Origin of the sequence: Streptomyces sp. NPDC093064 (genome assembly GCF_044754605.1) — a bacterium.
GTDB lineage: Bacteria > Actinomycetota > Actinomycetes > Streptomycetales > Streptomycetaceae > Streptomyces.
On the sequence record NZ_JBIVPK010000003.1, the window covers coordinates 184,322 to 202,711 of the forward strand.

16 protein-coding genes and 1 tRNA gene are annotated in these 18,390 nt (G+C 71.8%); 5 read left to right on the forward strand and 12 right to left on the reverse strand.

What is annotated here, in order from left to right; genetic code table 11:
- The first annotated feature begins 17 nt into the window (after window positions 1-17).
- The 3 genes from ACIQFZ_RS05585 to ACIQFZ_RS05595 all read left to right on the forward strand — a co-directional run bounded on the left by ACIQFZ_RS05585 (window position 18) and on the right by ACIQFZ_RS05595 (window position 4,555).
- Window positions 18-94, forward strand: a tRNA-Lys gene (locus ACIQFZ_RS05585).
- 514 nt (window positions 95-608) lie between these two features.
- Window positions 609-2,624: a glycosyltransferase family 2 protein gene (locus ACIQFZ_RS05590; RefSeq protein WP_402690675.1), complete on the forward strand. Its 2,016-nt coding sequence runs from the start codon at window positions 609-611 to the stop codon at window positions 2,622-2,624.
- On the forward strand, window positions 2,621-4,555 hold the full coding sequence (locus ACIQFZ_RS05595) for a kelch motif-containing protein (RefSeq protein ID WP_365773742.1): 1,935 nt from the start codon (window positions 2,621-2,623) through the stop codon (window positions 4,553-4,555). Before ACIQFZ_RS05590 ends, ACIQFZ_RS05595 begins: the two co-directional genes overlap by 4 nt.
- Before the next feature lie 96 nt (window positions 4,556-4,651).
- On the opposite strand, the gene ACIQFZ_RS05600 is transcribed toward ACIQFZ_RS05595, so the two are convergent.
- From ACIQFZ_RS05600 to ACIQFZ_RS05655, 12 genes are all read right to left on the reverse strand, one after another.
- Window positions 4,652-5,680, reverse strand: a complete 1,029-nt coding sequence (locus tag ACIQFZ_RS05600; protein WP_402690676.1) for a glycoside hydrolase family 6 protein — start codon at window positions 5,678-5,680, stop codon at window positions 4,652-4,654.
- Window positions 5,681-5,858: 178 nt separating this feature from the next.
- A complete protein-coding gene (locus ACIQFZ_RS05605; protein ID WP_402690677.1) occupies window positions 5,859-6,530 on the reverse strand; it encodes a sortase domain-bontaining protein in 672 nt (223 codons plus the stop codon).
- A 540-nt stretch (window positions 6,531-7,070) separates the two neighbouring features.
- The gene (locus ACIQFZ_RS05610; protein WP_376650804.1) at window positions 7,071-7,850 is read right to left on the reverse strand and encodes an HAD-IIA family hydrolase; all 780 of its coding nucleotides are present in this window, start codon (window positions 7,848-7,850) and stop codon (window positions 7,071-7,073) included.
- A gap of 93 nt (window positions 7,851-7,943) precedes the next feature.
- Complete coding sequence (locus tag ACIQFZ_RS05615) at window positions 7,944-9,005, reverse strand: 2-aminoethylphosphonate ABC transporter substrate-binding protein (RefSeq protein WP_365420770.1); 1,062 nt, start codon at window positions 9,003-9,005, stop codon at window positions 7,944-7,946.
- Window positions 9,006-9,174: 169 nt separating this feature from the next.
- Window positions 9,175-9,972 carry an ABC transporter permease subunit gene (locus ACIQFZ_RS05620; RefSeq protein WP_365420773.1) on the reverse strand — a complete coding sequence of 266 codons (798 nt, stop codon included), beginning with the start codon at window positions 9,970-9,972 and terminating at the stop codon, window positions 9,175-9,177.
- A complete protein-coding gene (locus tag ACIQFZ_RS05625; RefSeq protein WP_365420776.1) occupies window positions 9,959-10,885 on the reverse strand; it encodes a 2-aminoethylphosphonate ABC transporter permease subunit in 927 nt (308 codons plus the stop codon). Before ACIQFZ_RS05625 ends, ACIQFZ_RS05620 begins: the two co-directional genes overlap by 14 nt.
- Window positions 10,875-11,927 (reverse strand): ABC transporter ATP-binding protein, encoded by a 1,053-nt coding sequence (locus ACIQFZ_RS05630; RefSeq protein ID WP_402690678.1) that lies wholly within the window; start codon window positions 11,925-11,927, stop codon window positions 10,875-10,877. Before ACIQFZ_RS05630 ends, ACIQFZ_RS05625 begins: the two co-directional genes overlap by 11 nt.
- Entirely contained in the window at window positions 11,927-12,628 is a 702-nt protein-coding gene (locus ACIQFZ_RS05635; RefSeq protein ID WP_376650805.1) for a phosphonatase-like hydrolase, read from the reverse strand. The genes ACIQFZ_RS05630 and ACIQFZ_RS05635 overlap by 1 nt, the downstream gene beginning before the upstream one ends.
- A gap of 7 nt (window positions 12,629-12,635) precedes the next feature.
- Window positions 12,636-13,721 carry a TIGR03364 family FAD-dependent oxidoreductase gene (locus tag ACIQFZ_RS05640; RefSeq protein ID WP_376650863.1) on the reverse strand — a complete coding sequence of 362 codons (1,086 nt, stop codon included), beginning with the start codon at window positions 13,719-13,721 and terminating at the stop codon, window positions 12,636-12,638.
- A gap of 194 nt (window positions 13,722-13,915) precedes the next feature.
- A complete protein-coding gene (locus ACIQFZ_RS05645; protein WP_365420788.1) occupies window positions 13,916-14,671 on the reverse strand; it encodes a GntR family transcriptional regulator in 756 nt (251 codons plus the stop codon).
- A 239-nt stretch (window positions 14,672-14,910) separates the two neighbouring features.
- The gene (locus ACIQFZ_RS05650; protein ID WP_402690679.1) at window positions 14,911-15,171 is read right to left on the reverse strand and encodes a hypothetical protein; all 261 of its coding nucleotides are present in this window, start codon (window positions 15,169-15,171) and stop codon (window positions 14,911-14,913) included.
- Between the two features lie 31 nt (window positions 15,172-15,202).
- A complete protein-coding gene (locus ACIQFZ_RS05655) occupies window positions 15,203-16,720 on the reverse strand; it encodes an ROK family protein (protein ID WP_402690680.1) in 1,518 nt (505 codons plus the stop codon).
- Between the two features lie 56 nt (window positions 16,721-16,776).
- Between ACIQFZ_RS05655 and ACIQFZ_RS05660 the strand changes: the two genes are divergently transcribed.
- Window positions 16,777-17,847, forward strand: coding sequence for a Gfo/Idh/MocA family oxidoreductase (locus ACIQFZ_RS05660; protein WP_402690681.1), 1,071 nt, complete (start codon window positions 16,777-16,779; stop codon window positions 17,845-17,847).
- Window positions 17,844-18,335, forward strand: coding sequence for a heme-degrading domain-containing protein (locus ACIQFZ_RS05665; protein WP_402690682.1), 492 nt, complete (start codon window positions 17,844-17,846; stop codon window positions 18,333-18,335). The genes ACIQFZ_RS05660 and ACIQFZ_RS05665 overlap by 4 nt, the downstream gene beginning before the upstream one ends.
- The last annotated feature ends 55 nt before the right edge of the window (window positions 18,336-18,390 follow it).

Genomic DNA, 18,390 nt, shown 5'->3' on the forward strand with positions numbered 1-18,390 from the left:
GTGAACGCTGTCAGCAGGCGCCGCTAGCTCAGTTGGTTAGAGCAGCTGACTCTTAATCAGCGGGTCCGGGGTTCGAGTCCCTGGCGGCGCACCACGACAAAGGCGAGCCCGGTCCACAGGACCGGGCTCGCCTTCACTTTTTACCGGTTCCTCCCGTTCCGGCTGAACGCCTCTCCCGTCTCAGCCGTACAGAAGATCGAGCGGCGCAGGGTGTCGAACACCTCGGCGCACCCCCTCTCCGCAATGCGTGCGTATGACCGGTAAACTCCGAGTTTCGCGTCTTGCGATCATGCTGAACACCGTAGAACCCTGGATGTTTCAAGCTGCCGCCCTTTGGCTGCACTTGGGGGGTGTTGGGGATGTTGGGGGGTGTTGGGGGGTTGTAGGAGCCGGTTGCTCCGGCCGCGCGGTGAGCCGTGACTCCCGCGCGTCGACGGCCGCCACGGGGGGCAGCCATGCAACCGGCGGGCCGCGGTGCCGTGTCTCCGGGGTGGGACCGACCTGGTGACCCGCGGCCGGCACGCAAACGTCCGTGACGGGCCGAGGGGGCCTCGAACAGACGAAGGAACCGACGAACACGCGCTCGCATGCGTGTGGGGGGATGAGTCATGACGTCGACGCCGTCGGGCGCCCGGCACGAATCCGATCCTTCTGAGACGACCCGGCTACGAGTGCCGGGACACCGCACCAGCACCACGGGGACATTCCGCAGAATCAAGAAGTCCCTGCCGAAATACGACTACGAGCACTACAGCCGGCTGGCCGGCCCCCTCACCGAGCCCGACCCGGACGAGCCGTACACGGTGCAGTACCGCTCGCTGATCTCGCAGGAGCCGCACCGCATCCGGGTCGCACTGATGCTCGCCGCCGCGCCGCTGCTGTCGCTGGTCCTGCTGGCCTGGCTGCTCCAGCCCAAGCACTGGACCGAACGCGACTACCCGGCCTACGACTTCCTGCCGGCCCTCGACACGGTGATGCTGGTCTCGATCGGCCTGATCGAGTTCTTCCGCTGCATGAACGTGCTGTCCAACGCGCACGCCACCCTGGTCGCCCGGGACCCGGTCCCGGTGGTGCCCGAGCCCGGCACCCGGGTCGCGTTCCTGACCTCCTTCGTGCCCGGCAAGGAACCGCTGGAGATGGTGACCAAGACCCTGGAGGCCGCCGTACGGCTGCGTCACCGGGGCCTGTTGCACGTCTGGCTGCTCGACGAGGGCGACGACCCCGACGTGAAGGAAGTCTGCGCGCGCCTGGGCGTGCACCACTTCAGCCGCAAGGGCGTCGCGCGCTGGAACCAGGCCAAGGGTCCGCACCGCGCCAAGACCAAGCACGGCAACTACAACGCCTGGCTCCAGGCGCACGGCGACGACTACGACTTCTTCGCCTCCGTCGACACCGACCATGTGCCGCTGCCCAACTACCTGGAGCGGATGCTGGGGTACTTCCGCGACCCCGACGTCGGATTCGTGATCGGCCCGCAGGTCTACGGCAACTACGACACGTTCGTCACCAAGGCGGCCGAGTCGCAGCAGTTCCTCTTCCACGCGCTGATCCAGCGGGCCGGCAACCGCTACGGCGCGCCGATGTTCGTCGGCACCTCGAACGCCGTGCGAATCAAGGCGCTCAAGCAGATCGGCGGCCTGTACGACTCGATCACCGAGGACATGGCCACCGGCTTCGAGATGCACCGTGCCAAGAACCCGGCGACCGGCCGCAAGTGGAAGTCGGTCTACACCCCCGACGTGCTCGCGGTCGGCGAGGGCCCGAACGCCTGGACGGACTTCTTCACCCAGCAGCTGCGCTGGTCGCGAGGCACCTACGAGACGATCCTCAAGCAGTACTGGAAGGGCTTCGGCACCCTGCCGCCGGCCAAGCTCTTCAACTACACGATGATGATCATCTTCTATCCGATGTCCGCCCTCAACTGGATCCTGGCGGCCCTGAGCTGCGCGTTGTTCCTGGGCCTCGGCGCCTCGGGCGTGAACATCGACCCGACCGTGTGGCTGATGCTGTACGGCAACGCCTCGGCGCTCCAGATCGGCCTGTACGTCTGGAACCGCCGGCACAACGTCTCGCCGCACGAGCCGGAGGGTTCCGGCGGGGTGGCCGGCATGGTGATGTCGGCGCTGTCCGCGCCGGTCTACGCGCGCTCGCTGATGGACGCCGTGCTGCGGCGCAAGAGCAAGTTCGTGGTGACCCCGAAGGGCGAGTCGGCGAGCCCCGACACGCTGTTCGGGACGTTCCGCATCCACTGGTTCTTCATCCTTGTCTTCGGCGGCTCGCTCGTCGCGGGCTTCGCCCTCGGGCACTCCCACCCGGCGATGATCACCTGGGCCACGTTCGCCATGCTCGTCACCGCCGCACCGATCTTCGCCTGGCGGTGGACGCTGCGGCAGGAGAGGCGCCGGCAGGCGTCCGGGGCCGCCGCGCCGGAGCCGCGGGACGCGGTCCCGGCACATCCGCACCGGGCGCACACACCGGCCCAGGGGATGCCGGTCCCGGTGGTGGAGGTACCGCCGGGACACGCGCCGGGCAGCGGCGGGCCGAGTGGGGCCGGAACGGACGGAACGACGGGCGAGCACACCATGCAGATCGCCCTCGGTGGACTGGGGGGACGTAAGGAATGAAGGACCAGGCCGGCCTCCGGCGCGCCCGACGACTCGGGATCGGCGCGGTGGTGGTAGTCGCTCTGGCCGGAATGAACGGGCCGTGGCTCTACCGCTTCGGCACGGAGCGCTACCACCAGTACAAGATCAACAAACCCGAGTACAAGGCCGAGAACGGCCACTGGGAGATCGTCGAGTTCCCCAAGGAGTACCGGCAGAACACCATCCACGCCGTGCTGCTGCACACGGGCAAGGTGCTGATGGTCGCCGGCTCGGGCAACAACAAGCAGAACTTCGACGCCCGGCAGTTCGACACCCGTATCTGGGACCCGGTCAAGGGCACCGTCAAGAAGGTGCCCACGCCCGAGGACCTGTTCTGCACGGGCCACACCCAGCTCGCCGACGGCAACATCCTGATCGCCGGCGGCACCAAGCGGTACGAGAAGCTCCAGGGCGACGTCACCAAGGCCGGCGGCCTGATGATCGTCCACAACGAGAACCCGGACAAGCCGATCACACTGCCCGCGGGCACGAGGTTCACCGGCGGGGCGAACGGAAAGACGTTCGTCTCCAAGGACCCGGTGCTGGTGCCGCGCGCCAAGAAGAAGTTCGACCAGGCCGGCAGGTTCCTGGGCAACAGCCCGGGTCTGGGCCGCATCTACGTCGAGGCGCAGAAGAGCGGCGCCCGGTACGAGACGGGCACCCAGGACAACTACCGGATCCAGGGCCTGTCCGGCGACGACACCCGCAACACTTACGGCATCGCGGAAAAGCTCGCCCTGGACAAGAAGGACTTCCAGGGGATCCGGGACGCCTACGAGTTCGACCCGGTCGCCGAGAAGTACATCAAGGTCGACCCGATGAACGAGGCCCGCTGGTACCCGACGCTCACTACCCTGAGCGACGGGAAGATCCTCAGCGTCTCCGGTCTCGACGACATCGGCCAGCTGGTCCCGGGCAAGAACGAGGTCTTCGACCCCAAGACCAAGAAGTGGACGTACACGCCGAAGGTCCGTCAGTTCCCGACCTACCCGGCGCTGTTCCCGCTGCAGAACGGCAAGCTGTTCTACTCCGGCTCCAACGCGGGCTACGGACCGGCCGACGTGGGCCGCGACCCGGGCGTCTGGGACGTGGACAGCAACAAGTTCACCGAGCTGCCCGGCCTGAGCGACGCGCAGATGATGGAAACCTCCGGCACGGTCCTGCTGCCGCCCGCGCAGGACGAGCGGTTCATGGTGATCGGCGGCGGCGGGGTCGGCGAGTCCCCGCTGGCCAGCAGGAAGACCCGCATCATCGACCTGAAGGCGAAGAACCCGCGCTTCACGGACGGTCCGACGCTGGAGAAGGGCACCCGCTACCCTCAGTCCTCGGTCCTGCCCGACGACTCCATCCTGGTCTCGGGCGGCTCCGAGGACTACCGGGGCCGCGGCGACTCCAACATCCTCCAGGCCCGGCTCTACGACCCGGGTACCAACTCCTTCAAGCGGGTCGCCGACCCGCTGGTGGGCCGCAACTACCACGCCGGCTCGATCCTGCTGCCGGACGGCCGGGTGATGTTCTTCGGTTCCGACTCGCTCTACGGCGACAAGGCCAACACCAAGCCCGGCACCTTCGAGCAGCGCGTCGAGATCTACACGCCGCCATATCTGTACCGGGACGCGCGGCCCTCCCTGTCGGGCGGCCCACAGACCATCGCCCGGGGCGCTTCCGGCACGTTCGCCTCGCAGCACGCCGGCACGATCAAGAAGGTCCGGCTGATCCGCCCGAGTGCCTCCACGCATGTCACGGACGTCGACCAGCGCTCGATCGCGCTGGACTTCACCACGTCCGGCGACAAGATCACGGTGACGGTGCCGAAGGGCCGGAATCTGGTGCAGTCGGGGTGGTACATGCTGTTCGTCGACGACGACCAGGGAACGCCGAGCGAGGCGCAGTGGGTGAAGGTCCCGTAGCGGGCCGGGGCTCGAAAGCAGCCGAGGTCCCGTAGCCGCATGCACTCAGGGGCGCCCTCCCTCCAGGGGGGCGCCCCAAGTCGTGTTCCGAATGCTCTACTTGCTGGCCCTCGCCAGCTTCAGCGCGTAGTCGGCCCACCAGTCCCCCGCCTTCGGGCCGCCCTTGCAGGTGCCGTCGGACTCGCCGGGCCGCTTGACCCACAGGTAGGCGTCGGCCAGCGGGTCGGCCGTCCTCGTCGTGGGCGCCTCGCCCAGTGCCCGGCCGGGCGGGTTGCACCAGCGCTCTCCCGGATCCCCGCCGTCGTAGGGGCCGTTGCCGTTGCGGCTGGTGTCGACGACGAAGTGCTTGCCGTCCAGCTTGGCGGACAACTGCTTGCCGTAGGCGAGGGATTCCCGGGTGGAGTAGAAGTTGGAGACGTTGACCGCGAAGCCGTCGGCCCGGCCCACGCCCGCGCGGCGCAACGGCTCGAAGATCTGGTCGGGGTGGCCCCAGCCCGCGTTGCCCGCGTCCACGTACACCTTGGTGCTCTTCAGGGACTTGAGCCGTTGGACCGCGCCCTCGAGCAGGTCGTAGCGCTCCTCTCGGTACTCCTCCGGGGTGCAGCCGTCCACCAGGTGCAGCAGGGCGTCCGGTTCCAGGACCACCGTGGCCGGGCGGTCGCCGATGCCCCGGGCCACACCGTCCACCCAGGAGCGGTAGGCGTCCCCGTCGGCGGCGCCGCCCTGCGAGTACTGGCCGCAGTCGCGGTGCGGGATGTTGTAGAGGACGAGCAGCGCGGTGCGGCCCGCCTTGTCGGCGGCCTCGGTGAAGCCGCGGGCCTCCTGCTCGGGGTTCTCCGGGCCGATCCACTCGCCGGTCGGCTGCCCGGCGATCTTCCGGATCTGCTCGGCGTCGGCCTTCTTCCCGGCCTTGAGGTAGGCGGCGACCTGACGGGCCGCCCTGCTGTCCGGGTTGACCCAGAACGGGTCGGCTTCCTTGGGCTGTTGGGTGATCCCGGCGCCGTTGTCCTTGTCGCCGCCCCCGGAGGTGCACCCGGTGGCCAGCAGTGCCGCCCCCAGCGCCGCCGCGGACGCCCGGACGCCCGCCGCACGGGCACGCGAGAGGGCCCCCCTCATGCCGTACATGCCTTCCCCCTTGGTGCGCTCGGCCGGGTCCCATGCTGTCACAGGTCACAGGTCGCCCGAGGCCTCAAAGTCCCATGGGGAACGGTCAGTCGGGGAGCGGTTCGTCGGCGGGGCCAGGTGGCGGTGATGGGGGGTGGCGGGGTGGCGGTGGTGACCGTGGCCTCACGGGCCGGTGGCCTCATCGGCCGGCGCCCGTGAGGTGCGCCGACACGACCACGTTCGCGGCGCAGCCGCGGCTCGTTCCGTCGACGGTGCCGCCGCAGCCGATCAGCCGCAGCTCGGCGCGGCCCGGCTTCGGTTCCCCGGACGCCTGCCGGACGTCGAGCCGGTCGCCGGTCAGGACCTTGACGTCGTCGACGGTGAAGTCGGCGACGCTGCCGTCGTCCCGGACCACCCGGACCGCCTCGCCGGGCCGCAGCGAACCGATCCGGTCGAACGCCCCGGGCCGGCTCCCGGCGCCGAGGTCGCCCACCAGCAGCGCGGTCCCGGACGTCCCCGGTTTCACCCCGGCGCCGTACCAGCCGACCGTGCCGGCCTGGTCCGCCGGCGGCGGTTCGACCGCGCCCCGCGCGTCCAGGCCACGGGCCACCACCGGCGCCCGCACTCCCAGGCCGGGGATGTCCAGGCGCCGCGGCGGGGCGTCGGTCAGCGGGCCGGACTCCGTGGGCAGCCGGTCCGCTGAGGGCCGGCCGGCCGCGGCCATGTCCCCGGTGGCCGACGGCGCCAGGGACTCCCGTACGTCGGTCAGATCGCGTCCCCAGAGCCACAGCCCGAGCAGCAGCACCACCCAGGCCAGGCCGGCCAGGAGGCGGCCGGTGCAGCGGGAGCGGGTGCCGTCGTGGTCGGACATGCCGATCCCGCCCTCAGTGCGATCCGCGGCCGCGGCGGCCGCGCCGGCCGTCCCCGGCGCGGCTCGTACCGCGCGCCCGGGGAAGGAGGAGGACGGCCGCCCCGGCGGCACCCGCGAGCACCAGCCCGGTCACCGCGTGCGCCGTGCCGGGCGCGGGCGGAGCGGCCGGTGCGGGGGCGGTGGTGGCCCCGGGGGTCCGGGTGGCCGGAACGAACGGCGTGGGTCGAGTGGGTGGCGTACGTGGCGGGCTCGGGGAAGCCGATGCGGTGGGCGGCTTCGACGGCGGTACGACGGCGAGGGTGCCCGGAGCCGCCGGGGCACCGGGCAGAACCGGACCGCCCGGACCACCCGGACCGTCCACCCCGTCGGCCGCTGGGACGAGCGCGGCGGCCGCCAGAAGTCCCGTGCAGAGTGTGAGGCGCAATGGACCCATCGTGAAACCTCCGCTATCAGGAGACTCCCGACGGGCCACGGCCGCATCCGCTGCGAAACCGCGCTGCGCCGAATGGGTGAGAAGGGTGGGTGGGCGGGACGGGGTTCTCAGATCCGCTCGACGAGGTCCGCGATCGAGTCGACGACGTGGGACGGCCGGAACGGGTGGCGGTCGATGTCCTTCGCCTGCGTGACACCGGTGAGGACCAGGAACGTCCGCATCCCGGCTTCCAGGCCCGCGAGCACGTCGGTGTCCATACGGTCGCCGATCATGGCGGAGGTCTCCGAGTGAGCCCCGATCGCGTTCAGCCCGGCGCGCATCATCAGCGGGTTGGGCTTGCCGATGAAGTACGGCTTCCGGCCGGTCGCCGCGGTGATCAGGGCGGCGACCGAGCCGGTCGCGGGCAGGGCGCCCTCGGCGGAGGGGCCCACGTTGTCCGGGTTGGTGGCGATGAACCGGGCGCCGTCGTTGATCAGCCGCACGGCCTTCGTCATGGCCTCGAACGAGTACGTCCGGGTCTCCCCCAGGATCACGAAGTCGGGGTCGTGGTCGGTCAGGATGTAGCCGATGTCGTGCAGCGCGGTGGTCAGGCCGGCCTCGCCGATGACGTAGGCGCTGCCGCCGGGCCGCTGGTCGTCGAGGAACTGGGCGGTGGCCAGGGCGGACGTCCAGATGTTCTCCATCGGCACGTCCAGGCCCATGCGCTGCAAGCGGGCGTGCAGGTCGCGCTGGGTGTAGATGGAGTTGTTGGTCAGCACCAGGAACGGCCGGCCGGACTCACGCAGCTTCGTCAGGAAGGCGTCGGCACCGGGGATCGGAACACCCTCGTGGATCAGGACACCGTCCATGTCGGTGAGCCACGACTCGATGGGCTTGCGGTCTGCCATGTGCTTCGGCCTCCTGCCGTACGCGCGTTTGCGTGAGTCCAGCCTAGCCAGTGGCCGGATCTTGCCGGAGGTCGGATCTTGCCGGAGGCCGGTTCAGCTTCCGGTGGCCTGCTTCCACGCCTCGACGTACGTCGTGAGGTTCTTGTCGATGTCGTTCCAGTCCGGCGTGAACACCTCCACGCCCTGCATCAGCTTGGCCAGGTCGGTCGCGTTGGCGTCGGTGGCCTTGACGTCCTGGCGGGCGCTGAAGCCGCCGCCGATCTCGCTGACCTCCTGCTGCGCCTGCTTGTCGAGCATGAAGTCGAGGAGCTTCTTGCCGTTCGCGTCGTGCGGGGCGTGGCTGACCAGTCCGGCGGCGTAGGGCAGGGCGAAGGTGGTCGGCTTCCCGCCCTTCGTGGCCGGGAACCAGATGCCGAGGTTGGGCATGGTCTTGGACTGGGCGTAGTTCATCTGGACGTCACCGTTGGCGACGAGCAGTTCGCCCTTGTCGACCTTGGGCGCGAGCTTGCCGGTGGAGGCGGACGGGCCGACGTTGTTGGCCTGGAGCTTCTTCAGGTACGCGAGCGCCGCGTCCTTGCCCCCGAAGTCGTGCATGGCCTTGACGAGCACGGCGGTGCCGTCGCCGGCGACACCCGGCGTGGAGTACTGGAGCTTGTTCTTGTACTTGCCGTCGAGGAGCTGCTCCCAGGTGGTGGGGGCCTGCTTCAGCTCCTTCTTGTTGTAGATGAAGCCGAAGTAGTTGTTGACCACGGAGGTCCAGGTGCCGTCGGTGGCCTTGTCGGAGGCGGCGACCTGGTCGGCGCCCTGCGGCGTGTACTTCTCGAGCAGGCCCTTGCTGTCCGCCTGCTGGATGAACGGCGGCAGGGTGACCAGCACGTCGGCCTGCGGGTTGCCCTTCTCGCGGACGGCCCGCTGGACCATCTCACCGGAGCCGCCCTCGACGTACTTGACCTTGATGCCGGTCTGCTTCTCGAAGTCCTGGAAGACGCGGTCGTACCAGCCGTCGCCGTTCTCGCCCTTGAGGCCGTCGGCGCTGTAGACGGTGACGACCTTGGCGTCGGCGGAGGAAGCGGAGGAGGCGGTGCCGCTGCAGGCGGTGAGTGGGGCGGCGAGGAGGCAGACAGCGGTGGCGATCTTGAGGGTGTTCTTGCGCATGACGTGGCGAATCCCTTGCTGAGTGTGATGAATCGGGGAGGGTGGTCGGGAGGTGGGGGGTGGTCGGGAGGTGGGGGGTGGTCGGGAGGTGGGGGGTGGTCGGGAGGTGGGGGGTGGTCGGGAGGTGGGGGGTGGCCGGGAGGTGGGGGTGGCCGGGAGTGGTCTGGGGCTATCGGTGTGCGGCCCTGGTGCGGATCCGGGAGACGGCGAGCAGGACGAGCAGGGTCGCCGTCATGAGGACGACGGCCAGGGCGGAACCGGCGAACAGGGAACCGCGGTCGGTGGCCGAGTAGATCAGGACCGGAAGCGGGGTCCAGTCGGGCGGGTAGAGCATCATGGTGGCGCTCAACTCCCCCATGGACAGGGCGAAGCAGAGGCCGGTCGCGGCGGTGAGCGAGGGCAGCAGCAGCGGCAGCCGCACCCGCCACAGCACCCGGGCGGGCCCGGCGCCGAGGGAGGCGGCGGCCTGTTCGTAGGCCGGGTCGAGGCGGCGCAGGGCGGCGGTGACCGACTGGTAGGCGAAGGCCGTGACCAGCACGGTGTGCGCGAGGATGACGATCCACCGGGTGCCGTTGAGCAGCAACGGCGGCTGGGAGAAGGCGACCAGGACCGCCAGGCCCACCACCACGGAGGGGACGGCGACCGGCAGGACGAACAGGGCGTCCATCACACGCCGGTGGCTCTTCTTCAGCGCCGCGCCGGCCAGCGCCGCCCAGGTGCCGACGGTCAGGGCGAGCAGGCTCGCGCCGAGTGCGGTGAGCAGGCTGGTGGTGAGCGCCTGGAGGGCATCGCCGTGAGTGGCTGCCTTGTAGTTGGCGGTGGTCAGGCCGGACGGCAGGACGCTGGACCAGTGGGTGGCGAAGGACGCGCCGAGGACGACGAGGAGCGGCAGCGCGAAGAGGGGGAGGAAGAGGACGAGGAAGACCGCCCACAGTGCCCACTTCGCCTTGCGGCTATGCACCAGCACGACGGCTCACCACCCGGTACAGGCCGTACAGGCCCACGGAGAGAAGGACGTTGACCACGGCGACCACACACGCGCCCGGGTAGTCGGACTCCAGGATCGCCTTGCTGTAGACGAGGGCCGGCAGGGTCGTGACGCCCTTGGCTCCGGTGAACAGCACGATGCCGAACTCGTTGAGGCACAGCACCAGCACGAGGCTGCCGCCTGCCGCCAGCGCGGGCAGCGCCTCCGGCAGGATGATCTGCCGGACCATGCGGGGCGCGCGGGCCCCGAGCGAACTGGCCGCCTCCAACTGCGCAGTGTCCAGCTGCGTGAACGCGGCGAGCAGCGGCCGCATCACGAACGGCGTGAAGTAGGTGATCTCCGCCAGCAGCACACCCCACGGCGTCGTGAGGAACTGGAACGGCCCGTCGGCGGCCCCGGTGACGTCCGTCCACAGGCCGTTGGCCATGCCGACGTTGCCGTAGATGAACAGCAGGGCGAGCGTGATGAGGAAGGACGGGAAGGACAGGAAGACGTCGATGAACCGGGACACCGCCTTGGCGCCGGGGAACGGCACGAACGCGATGACCAGGGCCAGCAGGAAGCCGAGGACCAGGCATCCGGCGGTCGAGCCGAGAGCGAGCCAGACGGTGGTCCACAGCGCCTCACGGAACGCGGCGGACGCGAAGACGTCGAGGTACGGCTGGACGGAGGTCCCGCCGGTGTCGGGTTGGAGGGACTGCCGGCCGACCAGGAAGAGGGGGTAGAGGAAGAACACCGCGAGGAGGGCGACCGGGGGCAGGGCCCACAGCAGCCTCGGCGCCGTCCGCGGGCCGCGCCCGCGCGCCCGGGTGGTGGCCGCGTCCGGGCCGGGGCCCGCCGCCCTCTCCCCGGGACGGGCGGGCGCCGCCCGCACGATGGGTTCAGCGCTCATCGCCGCTCACCCCCGCGGCCAGCAGCACCGCGTCCTCGGGCGCGAAGTGCAGGCTGACCTCGTCGCCGTGCCCCGGCGGGTTCCTCAGCTCGGGCAGGTCCGCCATCACCGGGTGGCCGGCCACGTCGACGTACAGCCGATGCGTGGAACCGCGCCACTGGATCTCACTGACGGTGCCGGCGAGCCGGTTGGGTCCGTCTCCGATGCCGACCAGGTGCGGCCGGACGCACAGGGTGGCACGCGCGCCGGCCGCCGCGCCCGCCGTGTCGACCTTCAGTTCGGTGCTCCCGAAGGCGGCGCCCCCGGTGGTCACGGTGACCGGCAGCAGGTTGGCGTTGCCGACGAAGGAGGCGGTGAACTCGTTGGCCGGGGCCCGGTACAGCTCCCGGGGCGTCCCGCACGCCTGCAGGCGCGCCTTGTCCATCACCGCGATCCGGTCCGCGAGGGTCAGCGCCTCGACCTGGTCGTGGGTGACGTACAGGATGGACACATCGGGCAGTTCCCGGTGCAGCCGGGCGAGCTCGGCGAGCATCCCGGAGCGCAGCCGGGCGTCGAGTGCGGACAGCGGTTCGTCGAGCAGCAGGACATCGGGCCGGATGGCCAGGGCGCGGGCGATGGCGACGCGCTGCTGCTGGCCGCCGGACAGCTCCCGCGGGTAGCGGCGCGCGTAGGCGGCCATGCCGGTCATCTCCAGGGCCTCGGCGACCCGCTCGCGGATCTCGGCCTTGGCGACCTTGCGCGCCTTGAGCCCGAAGGCCACGTTGTCCTCGACCCGCATGTGCGGGAAGAGGGCGTACTGCTGGACGACCATTCCGATGCCCCGGCGGTGGGGCGGCAGGTCCGTCACGTCCCGCTCCCCCAGAAACACCCGCCCCGACGCGGGCCGCACGAACCCAGCGACCGCCCGCAGCGCGGTGGTCTTGCCGGATCCGGACGGCCCGAGCAGCGCCATGACCTCGCCGGGCTCGACGGTGAGGTCGAGGGCGTCCAGGACGACCGTGCCGTCGTAGGCGACGGTGACGGAGTCGAAGCGGATGCCCATCAGCCGACTTCCCTGAGCACGGCGGGCAGGTCGGCCACGGAGCCGAGGACATGGGTGGCGCCGGCGTCGTGGAGGTCCTGCGCGCCGTGCGCCCCGGTCAGCACTCCGGCGACGACGCCCGCCCCGGCCCGTACGCCGCTGAGCACGTCGTAGGAGGTGTCGCCGGCCACGGCCACCTGGTGCACGCCGTCGGCCGCCTTGGTGCGGATGAACGCCTCCAGCACCATGTCGGGGTAGGGCCGCCCGCGCCCGCCGGCGTCGGCCGGGCAGAGGGTGAGCGGCACGAGGTCGCGCCAGCCGAGGGCGTCGAGGATCGCGTCCTGGGTGACGCGTGCGAAGCCGGTGGTCAGCACGACCGTGCGGCCGTCGGCCCGCAGTTCCTCGATGGCCTCGCGGGCGCCGGGGACCGGGGCGACGAGGCCGCCGTCGACGAGGCCGCCGTACGCCTTCTCGAAGGCGGCGTTGGCCCGCTGGGCCAGGTCCTCGGCGCCGAACAGGTGCCGGAAGACGGAGATCTTGGACTCGCCCATGGTGGCGCGGACGTAGGCGAGCTTGTCGTCGTGGTCGGCGGAGCCGGGCTCGACGCCCAGTTCGGCGGCGGCCGTGGCGAAGGCGCGCTCGACCAGGCCGCCGTCGGCGACGGTCGTGCCGGCCATGTCCAGCACGACGAGGCGGATTTCGGTGGTCGTCATCTCGTTCATCGGTTCCTCACCAGCCCAGTTCGTTCGCGGTTTGCTCGGCGATCGCGGGTGAGCAGGTCATGCCGCGCCCGCCGGGCCCGGTGACCAGCCACACCCCGTCGCGGACCTGCTGCCGGTGCACGACCCGGCCGGGGTCGGTGCACTGCGCGTACACGCCGGCCCAGCGGCGCCGGACCTTCGGCAGCGGGCGGCCGAGGAGGGATTCGACGACACGGGTGAGGTGGTCGTACGGGTCCTCGACGGTGTCGAAGGCGAAGGGGTGCTCGTACTCGTGGGTGTCGCCGATCGTGAGTCCGCCGTCGGCGCGCTGCACCATGAGCAGCTGCATCCGGTGGGCGGCGGCGATCTCGGCCTGCGGCCGGCTCGCGTTGAGCTCGTCCAGGGCCTCGGACGCGTAGGCCGGGTAGTACCGGAAGCTGTCGGCGTCCGCGACCGAGGTCGGCAGCGGCTCCCCCAGCGGGTCGGTCTGCATCATCTGCAGCCGGACGCGGCGCACCGGCAGATCGGGGCCGGCGAGTTCCCGTACGAGTCCGCCGAGCCAGGCTCCCGTGCACAGCACCACCACGTCACCGGTGTGGACGTCGCCGTGGTCGTCGCGTACGGCGCCCTCGCCGACAACCTCCCGGACCTCGCGCCCGGGCAGGAAGGTGTAGTTCGGGTGCTTGAGCAGTTCGGCACGGAGGGCCAGCTGGGCGGTGCGCGGCTCGACGGCCGCGTCGCGCTCGCAGTACAGGGCCGCGTCGAACTCGCCGCGCAGGGCGGGGTTGAGGGCGCGGGCCTCGGCCGGGGTCAGCAGCTTGCGACCGCGGAGGGCGGCGTCCGGGCGGGCCACGGCGGCCTCGGCGACGGCGCGTTCGAGGTCGCCGCGCACGGGGGTCAGGGAGCCGTTGGCGCGGAAGCCCAGCGCGGGCACGCGGCCGCCGATCTCCTCCCACAGCTCGCGGGCACGCAGGGCGGTGTCGAGTTCCTCGCCGACCGCGCGGCCGCTGACCCATATCTGCCCGAAGTTGCGCAGCGAGGCGCCGCGGGCCTCGGCCTCTCGCTCGATCTGTACGACCTCGTGGCCGCGTTCCACTGCTTGCCAGGCGTGCATGGTGCCCACCACGCCGGCTCCTACGACTGTCACTCTCACGACGACCACGTTCCTCCCGGACAAGGAACCGGAAGGGTCCTGCCGACAACGGGAGGTTGAACGAGCCGTCAAGTTTGGGCTAGACCCGTTATCTCTTCGTGATAAAAAGGGCGCCTGTTCGGCGCCCTTTCGTCATTCGCGGGTGGGTGGTGTCGTCAGCCGCGCAGATGGGTGGTGAAGGAGAACCGGTCCCCTCGGTACAGGCTCCGCACCCGCTCCAGCGGGCGCCCGTCCGTGTCCCGTGAGACGCGGTGGATCAGCAGCATGGGCACCGCGGGCGGGGTGCCGATGAGCAGGGCCTCACGCGGGGTGGCGAGCACCGTCTCGATGCGCTCGTCGGCGTCGCCGAAGGCGATGCCCAGCCCTTGGAGGTAGGCGTAGAAGGAGGAGTCGGGGTCGAAGCCGGTGTCCAGGTGCGGCACCCGGGCCACCGCCACGTAGGTGCTCTCCAGGCCGACCCGCTCGTCGTCCGCGAGGAGCACGCGCTCCAGGTGCCAGACGGGTTCGCCGCGGGTGAGTCCCGTCTCGGCGGCGAGGGGGTCCGGGCAGGGGAAGCGGTCCAGGGTGACGAGGGAACGTCCGGGGGTGCGGCCCTGCCGCCGTACGCCTTCGGTGTAGCTGACCAGGGACAGCGGCTGCTCCAGCTTGGGGCCCGCGACGACCGTGCCGCGGCCCCGGCGCCGCAGCTTGCCCTCCAGGATCAGCTCGCGCACCGCCTGCCGCACGGTCTCGCGGGCGACCCCGTACTCCTCGGACAGATCGCGCTCGGTCGGGATCGGCCGGTCCTCCCCCAGTTCGCCGATGAGGTCGTCGATCCTCGCCTTCACCGCGTAGTACTTGGGGATCCGGCCGTGCTCCGGGATGCCGGAGCGCACCGGGGCGCCGGGAGCCTGGTCGTTGGGGTAGTCCACGTGAAGATCGTCGCAGATCCACCCGCCGGCCTCGGCGGCGCCTCCGGGTCGGCGTCCCGCCGAGGCCGAGCGGCGCTAGTGCTGTGGCCGGAAAGGTTTGCCGGAAAGCTCGCGGCGTCCGGTGCGGTACATCGCAAGGCGGAGCATCGCCCGCGTACTGGATGTACTCGGGTGATGCGACAACGCGGCGAGGTGCCGTGCCGGGCGTCGCGAGCCGGTGAACCTTTCCGGTCGCAGCACTAGGCGACCGTGCCCACTCCGCGCGGGGCGACCGGGCCCGTGCGGGCGAGTTCGCCGGCACGGGGGGAGGCGGCCGTCGGGGGCGTGGGGGCCGCCGGACGACCTCGGGGGCGCGGGGCGGTGTCGGCGGCTTCGGGATCCGTGTCGATGCGAAACGGGCGGTCGTCGGACCGGCCGACCCGGTCCTCGCCGTTGTCGTGCCGCTGCACCACAGCGGCCGTCGCGACGACCTCACCGGCCACGACATCGGAGATGTTCACCTGACGGGTGCGGCACGACGCCGGGCACCCGTCAGCCGTCCCCCCGCCCGAACATCGGCGCGAGCAGCAACTGCGCCGCGCCCTCCGCGACCCCCCGCTCCCCTCCCGGCGCGATCCGGACCGGCACCACGTCACCCGGCGCCCCCTCCCGCCGGGCCCGCGCCGCGAGCACCTCGGCCACGCCCGCCACGAACACCTCGGGCGCCGCCGCGACCGTACGACCGCCGAGCAGCACCAACTCGATGTCCAGCAGGCCCACGAGGTTCGCGGCCCCGGCCCCCAGCACCCGCGCCGCCTCCGCGGCCTCTCCCCGCTCCACGGCCGCCAGGCACAGTGCCTCGACACATCCCCGGTCCCCGCACCCGCACAACGGCCCGTCCAGCTGGATCACCTGGTGCCCGAACTCCCCCGCCCCGGTCCGCGCCCCCCGGTGCACGCTCCCCCCGATCACCAGCCCGGCCCCGAGACCGGTACCGAGGTGGAGGTACGCGAACGAACGGCCCTCACCCGCGACCGCGAGCCCCAGCGCCGCCGCGTTCGTGTCCTTGTCGACCACGACGGGCACCCCGAGCCGCCGCGCGAGCGCGTCCCGCAACGGAAACCCGTCCCACTCCGGAAACCCGGTCACCCGATGCAGCACCCCCCACCGATGATCAAGCGGCCCGGGCAAGGCCACCCCGACCCCGACGAGCGACGGGACACCGGAAAGCCGGGGCCGGGTCCCTTCGGCCTGCGCCGCCTCAGCCTGGGTCACTCCGGCCTGCACGGCGCCGATCCGGGCCCCTCCGGCCCCGGCCACTCCGGCCTCGGCCCCTCTGGCCTGGGTCACTCCGGCTTGCGACGCCCCGGCCCGGTCCGCTGCCGCCTCGGACTCCCCGGCCTTGGGCAGCCCGCCCTGCGCGGCACCGGTCCGGGCCCCTCCAGCCTCGCGCACCCCGACCTGCGGCACCCCAGCCCCCGCGACCCCCGCCTGAGCCCCGCCAACCTCTGACTCCTCAGCCTCGGCCACCCCGGCCCACGCGGCAGCCCGGGCCACCCCGGCCTGGGGCACGCCGACACGAGCCGCCCCACCCCCCAGCGCCTCCCCCACCAGCGCTTCCACCTCGTGGGCCACCGTCGCCACGACGGATTCCGCGCCCGCGCCGAGGTCCAGTGGGCGGCGGCGTTCGCCGGTTGCGGTGCCGTTCAGGTCGACGACGACCACACGGAGTTCGTCCCGGTCGACGTGGACTCCCACCGCGTGCCCCGCCTCCGGCACCAGTCGCAGCACCGTGCGGGGCTTGCCCCCCGTGGACGCCCGCCGTCCCGCCTCCGCCGCGAGGCCCTGCCGGCGCAGCCGCGCCGTGATCTTGCTGACCGCCTGCGGGGTCAGCCCGGTCCGCTCGGCGAGTTCCAGCCGGCTGATCCCCGCCGCGCCCGCCCCGCGCAGCAGGTCGAGCACCAGCGCGGTGTTGTGGCTGCGCAGGGCCAGCAGGTTCGCGCCCGCCGTCCCCCTGCCCGTCACTCCCGAGACCGTCACCGCGTCCGCTCCGCCCTTCCCACTGTTCACCTCGCCATTGTCCCCCGCGCTTGCACTTCGGCAACAGCGTTGCGAAAGTAGGGGCCATGACTGGCACCCCCCTCCGCGTCGGCCTCGTCGGCTACGGCCTCGCCGGCTCCGTCTTCCACGCCCCGCTGATCGCCACGACAGAGGGCCTGACCCTGGACACGGTCGTCACCTCGAACCCGCAGCGGCAGGAACAGGCCCGCGCGGAGTTCCCGGACGTCCGCCTCGCCGCCGGCCCCGACGAGCTGTTCGCCCGCGCCGGCGAGCTGGACCTGGTCGTCCTCGCCTCCCCGAACAAGACGCACGTCCCGCTCGCCACAGCCGCCCTGAAGGCGGGCCTCCCGGTGGTCGTGGACAAGCCGATCGCCGGGACGGCGGCCGAGGCCCGCGACCTCGCCGCCCTGGCCGACGAGCGCGGGCTGCTCCTGTCCGTCTTCCAGAACCGCCGCTGGGACAACGACTTCCTCACCCTGCGCCGGCTGATCGCCGAGGGCGAGCTGGGCGACGTATGGCGCTTCGAGTCCCGTTTCGAGCGCTGGCGTCCGCAGCCGAAGGGCGGCTGGCGCGAGTCCGGCGACCCCGCGGAGATCGGAGGCCTGCTGTACGACCTCGGCAGCCACGTGGTCGACCAGGCCCTGGTGCTGTTCGGCCCGGCCACCCAGGTGTACGCCGAGGCGGTGGTGCGCCGCGCCGGCGCCGAGGCGGACGACGACACCTTCATCGCGCTCACGCACGCCAACGGCGTCCGCTCCCACCTCCACGTCTCCGCGACGGCCGCCCAACTCGGCCCCCGCTTCCGGGTGCTGGGCTCTCAGGCGGGCTATGTGAAGTACGGCCTGGACCCGCAGGAGGCCGCGCTGCGGGAAGGCACGCGCCCGGGCACCGAGGGCTGGGGCGCCGAGAACGACGCCCTGTGGGGCCGCATCGGCTCCGGAGAGTCCCCGCTGACCGGCGGCGGCCGCCCCGTACCGACCCTGCCCGGCGACTACCCGGCGTACTACGCGGCCGTGACCGCCGCCCTCCGCGACGGCGCCCCGAACCCGGTGACCGCCCGGGAGGCCGCCGACGCCCTCGACGTCCTGGAGGCGGCCCGCCGCTCGGCCCGCGACGGCGTGGAGGTGCGGCTGTGACGAACAACGTGCGCCCGACCCCCGAGACCACCCCGACCATCGAGGAACTGGAGGCGCAGGAACGCCGGCTGGTCCTCCCCCGCTTCACGTACGACGACGCCTGGGCGCTGGGCTCGCTGCTGGTGGAACTGGCACGGGAGCGCCGGGCCCCGGTCGCCGTCGACATCCACCGCGCGGGCCAGCAGCTCTTCCACGCGGCCCTGCCCGGCTCGACCCCCGACAACGACGCCTGGATCGCCCGCAAACGCCGCGTGGTGGAGCGCTACGGCTGCGCCTCCTACCTGGTCGGCGCCCGCTTCCGCGCCAAGGGCACGACCTTCGAGACCGCCTCCCGCCTGGACCCGGACCTGTACGCGGCCCACGGCGGCTCGTTCCCGCTCCACGTCGACGGCGCGGGCGTGATCGGCACGGTGACGGTCTCCGGCCTGCCCCAGCTCGAGGACCACCGGATGGTGGTGGAGGCACTGGAGCGGTTCCTGAACACGTAGCCGGGAGCCACCGGCCACAACCACCGTCCACAGCGGTTCGAACAGCCGGGCGGGG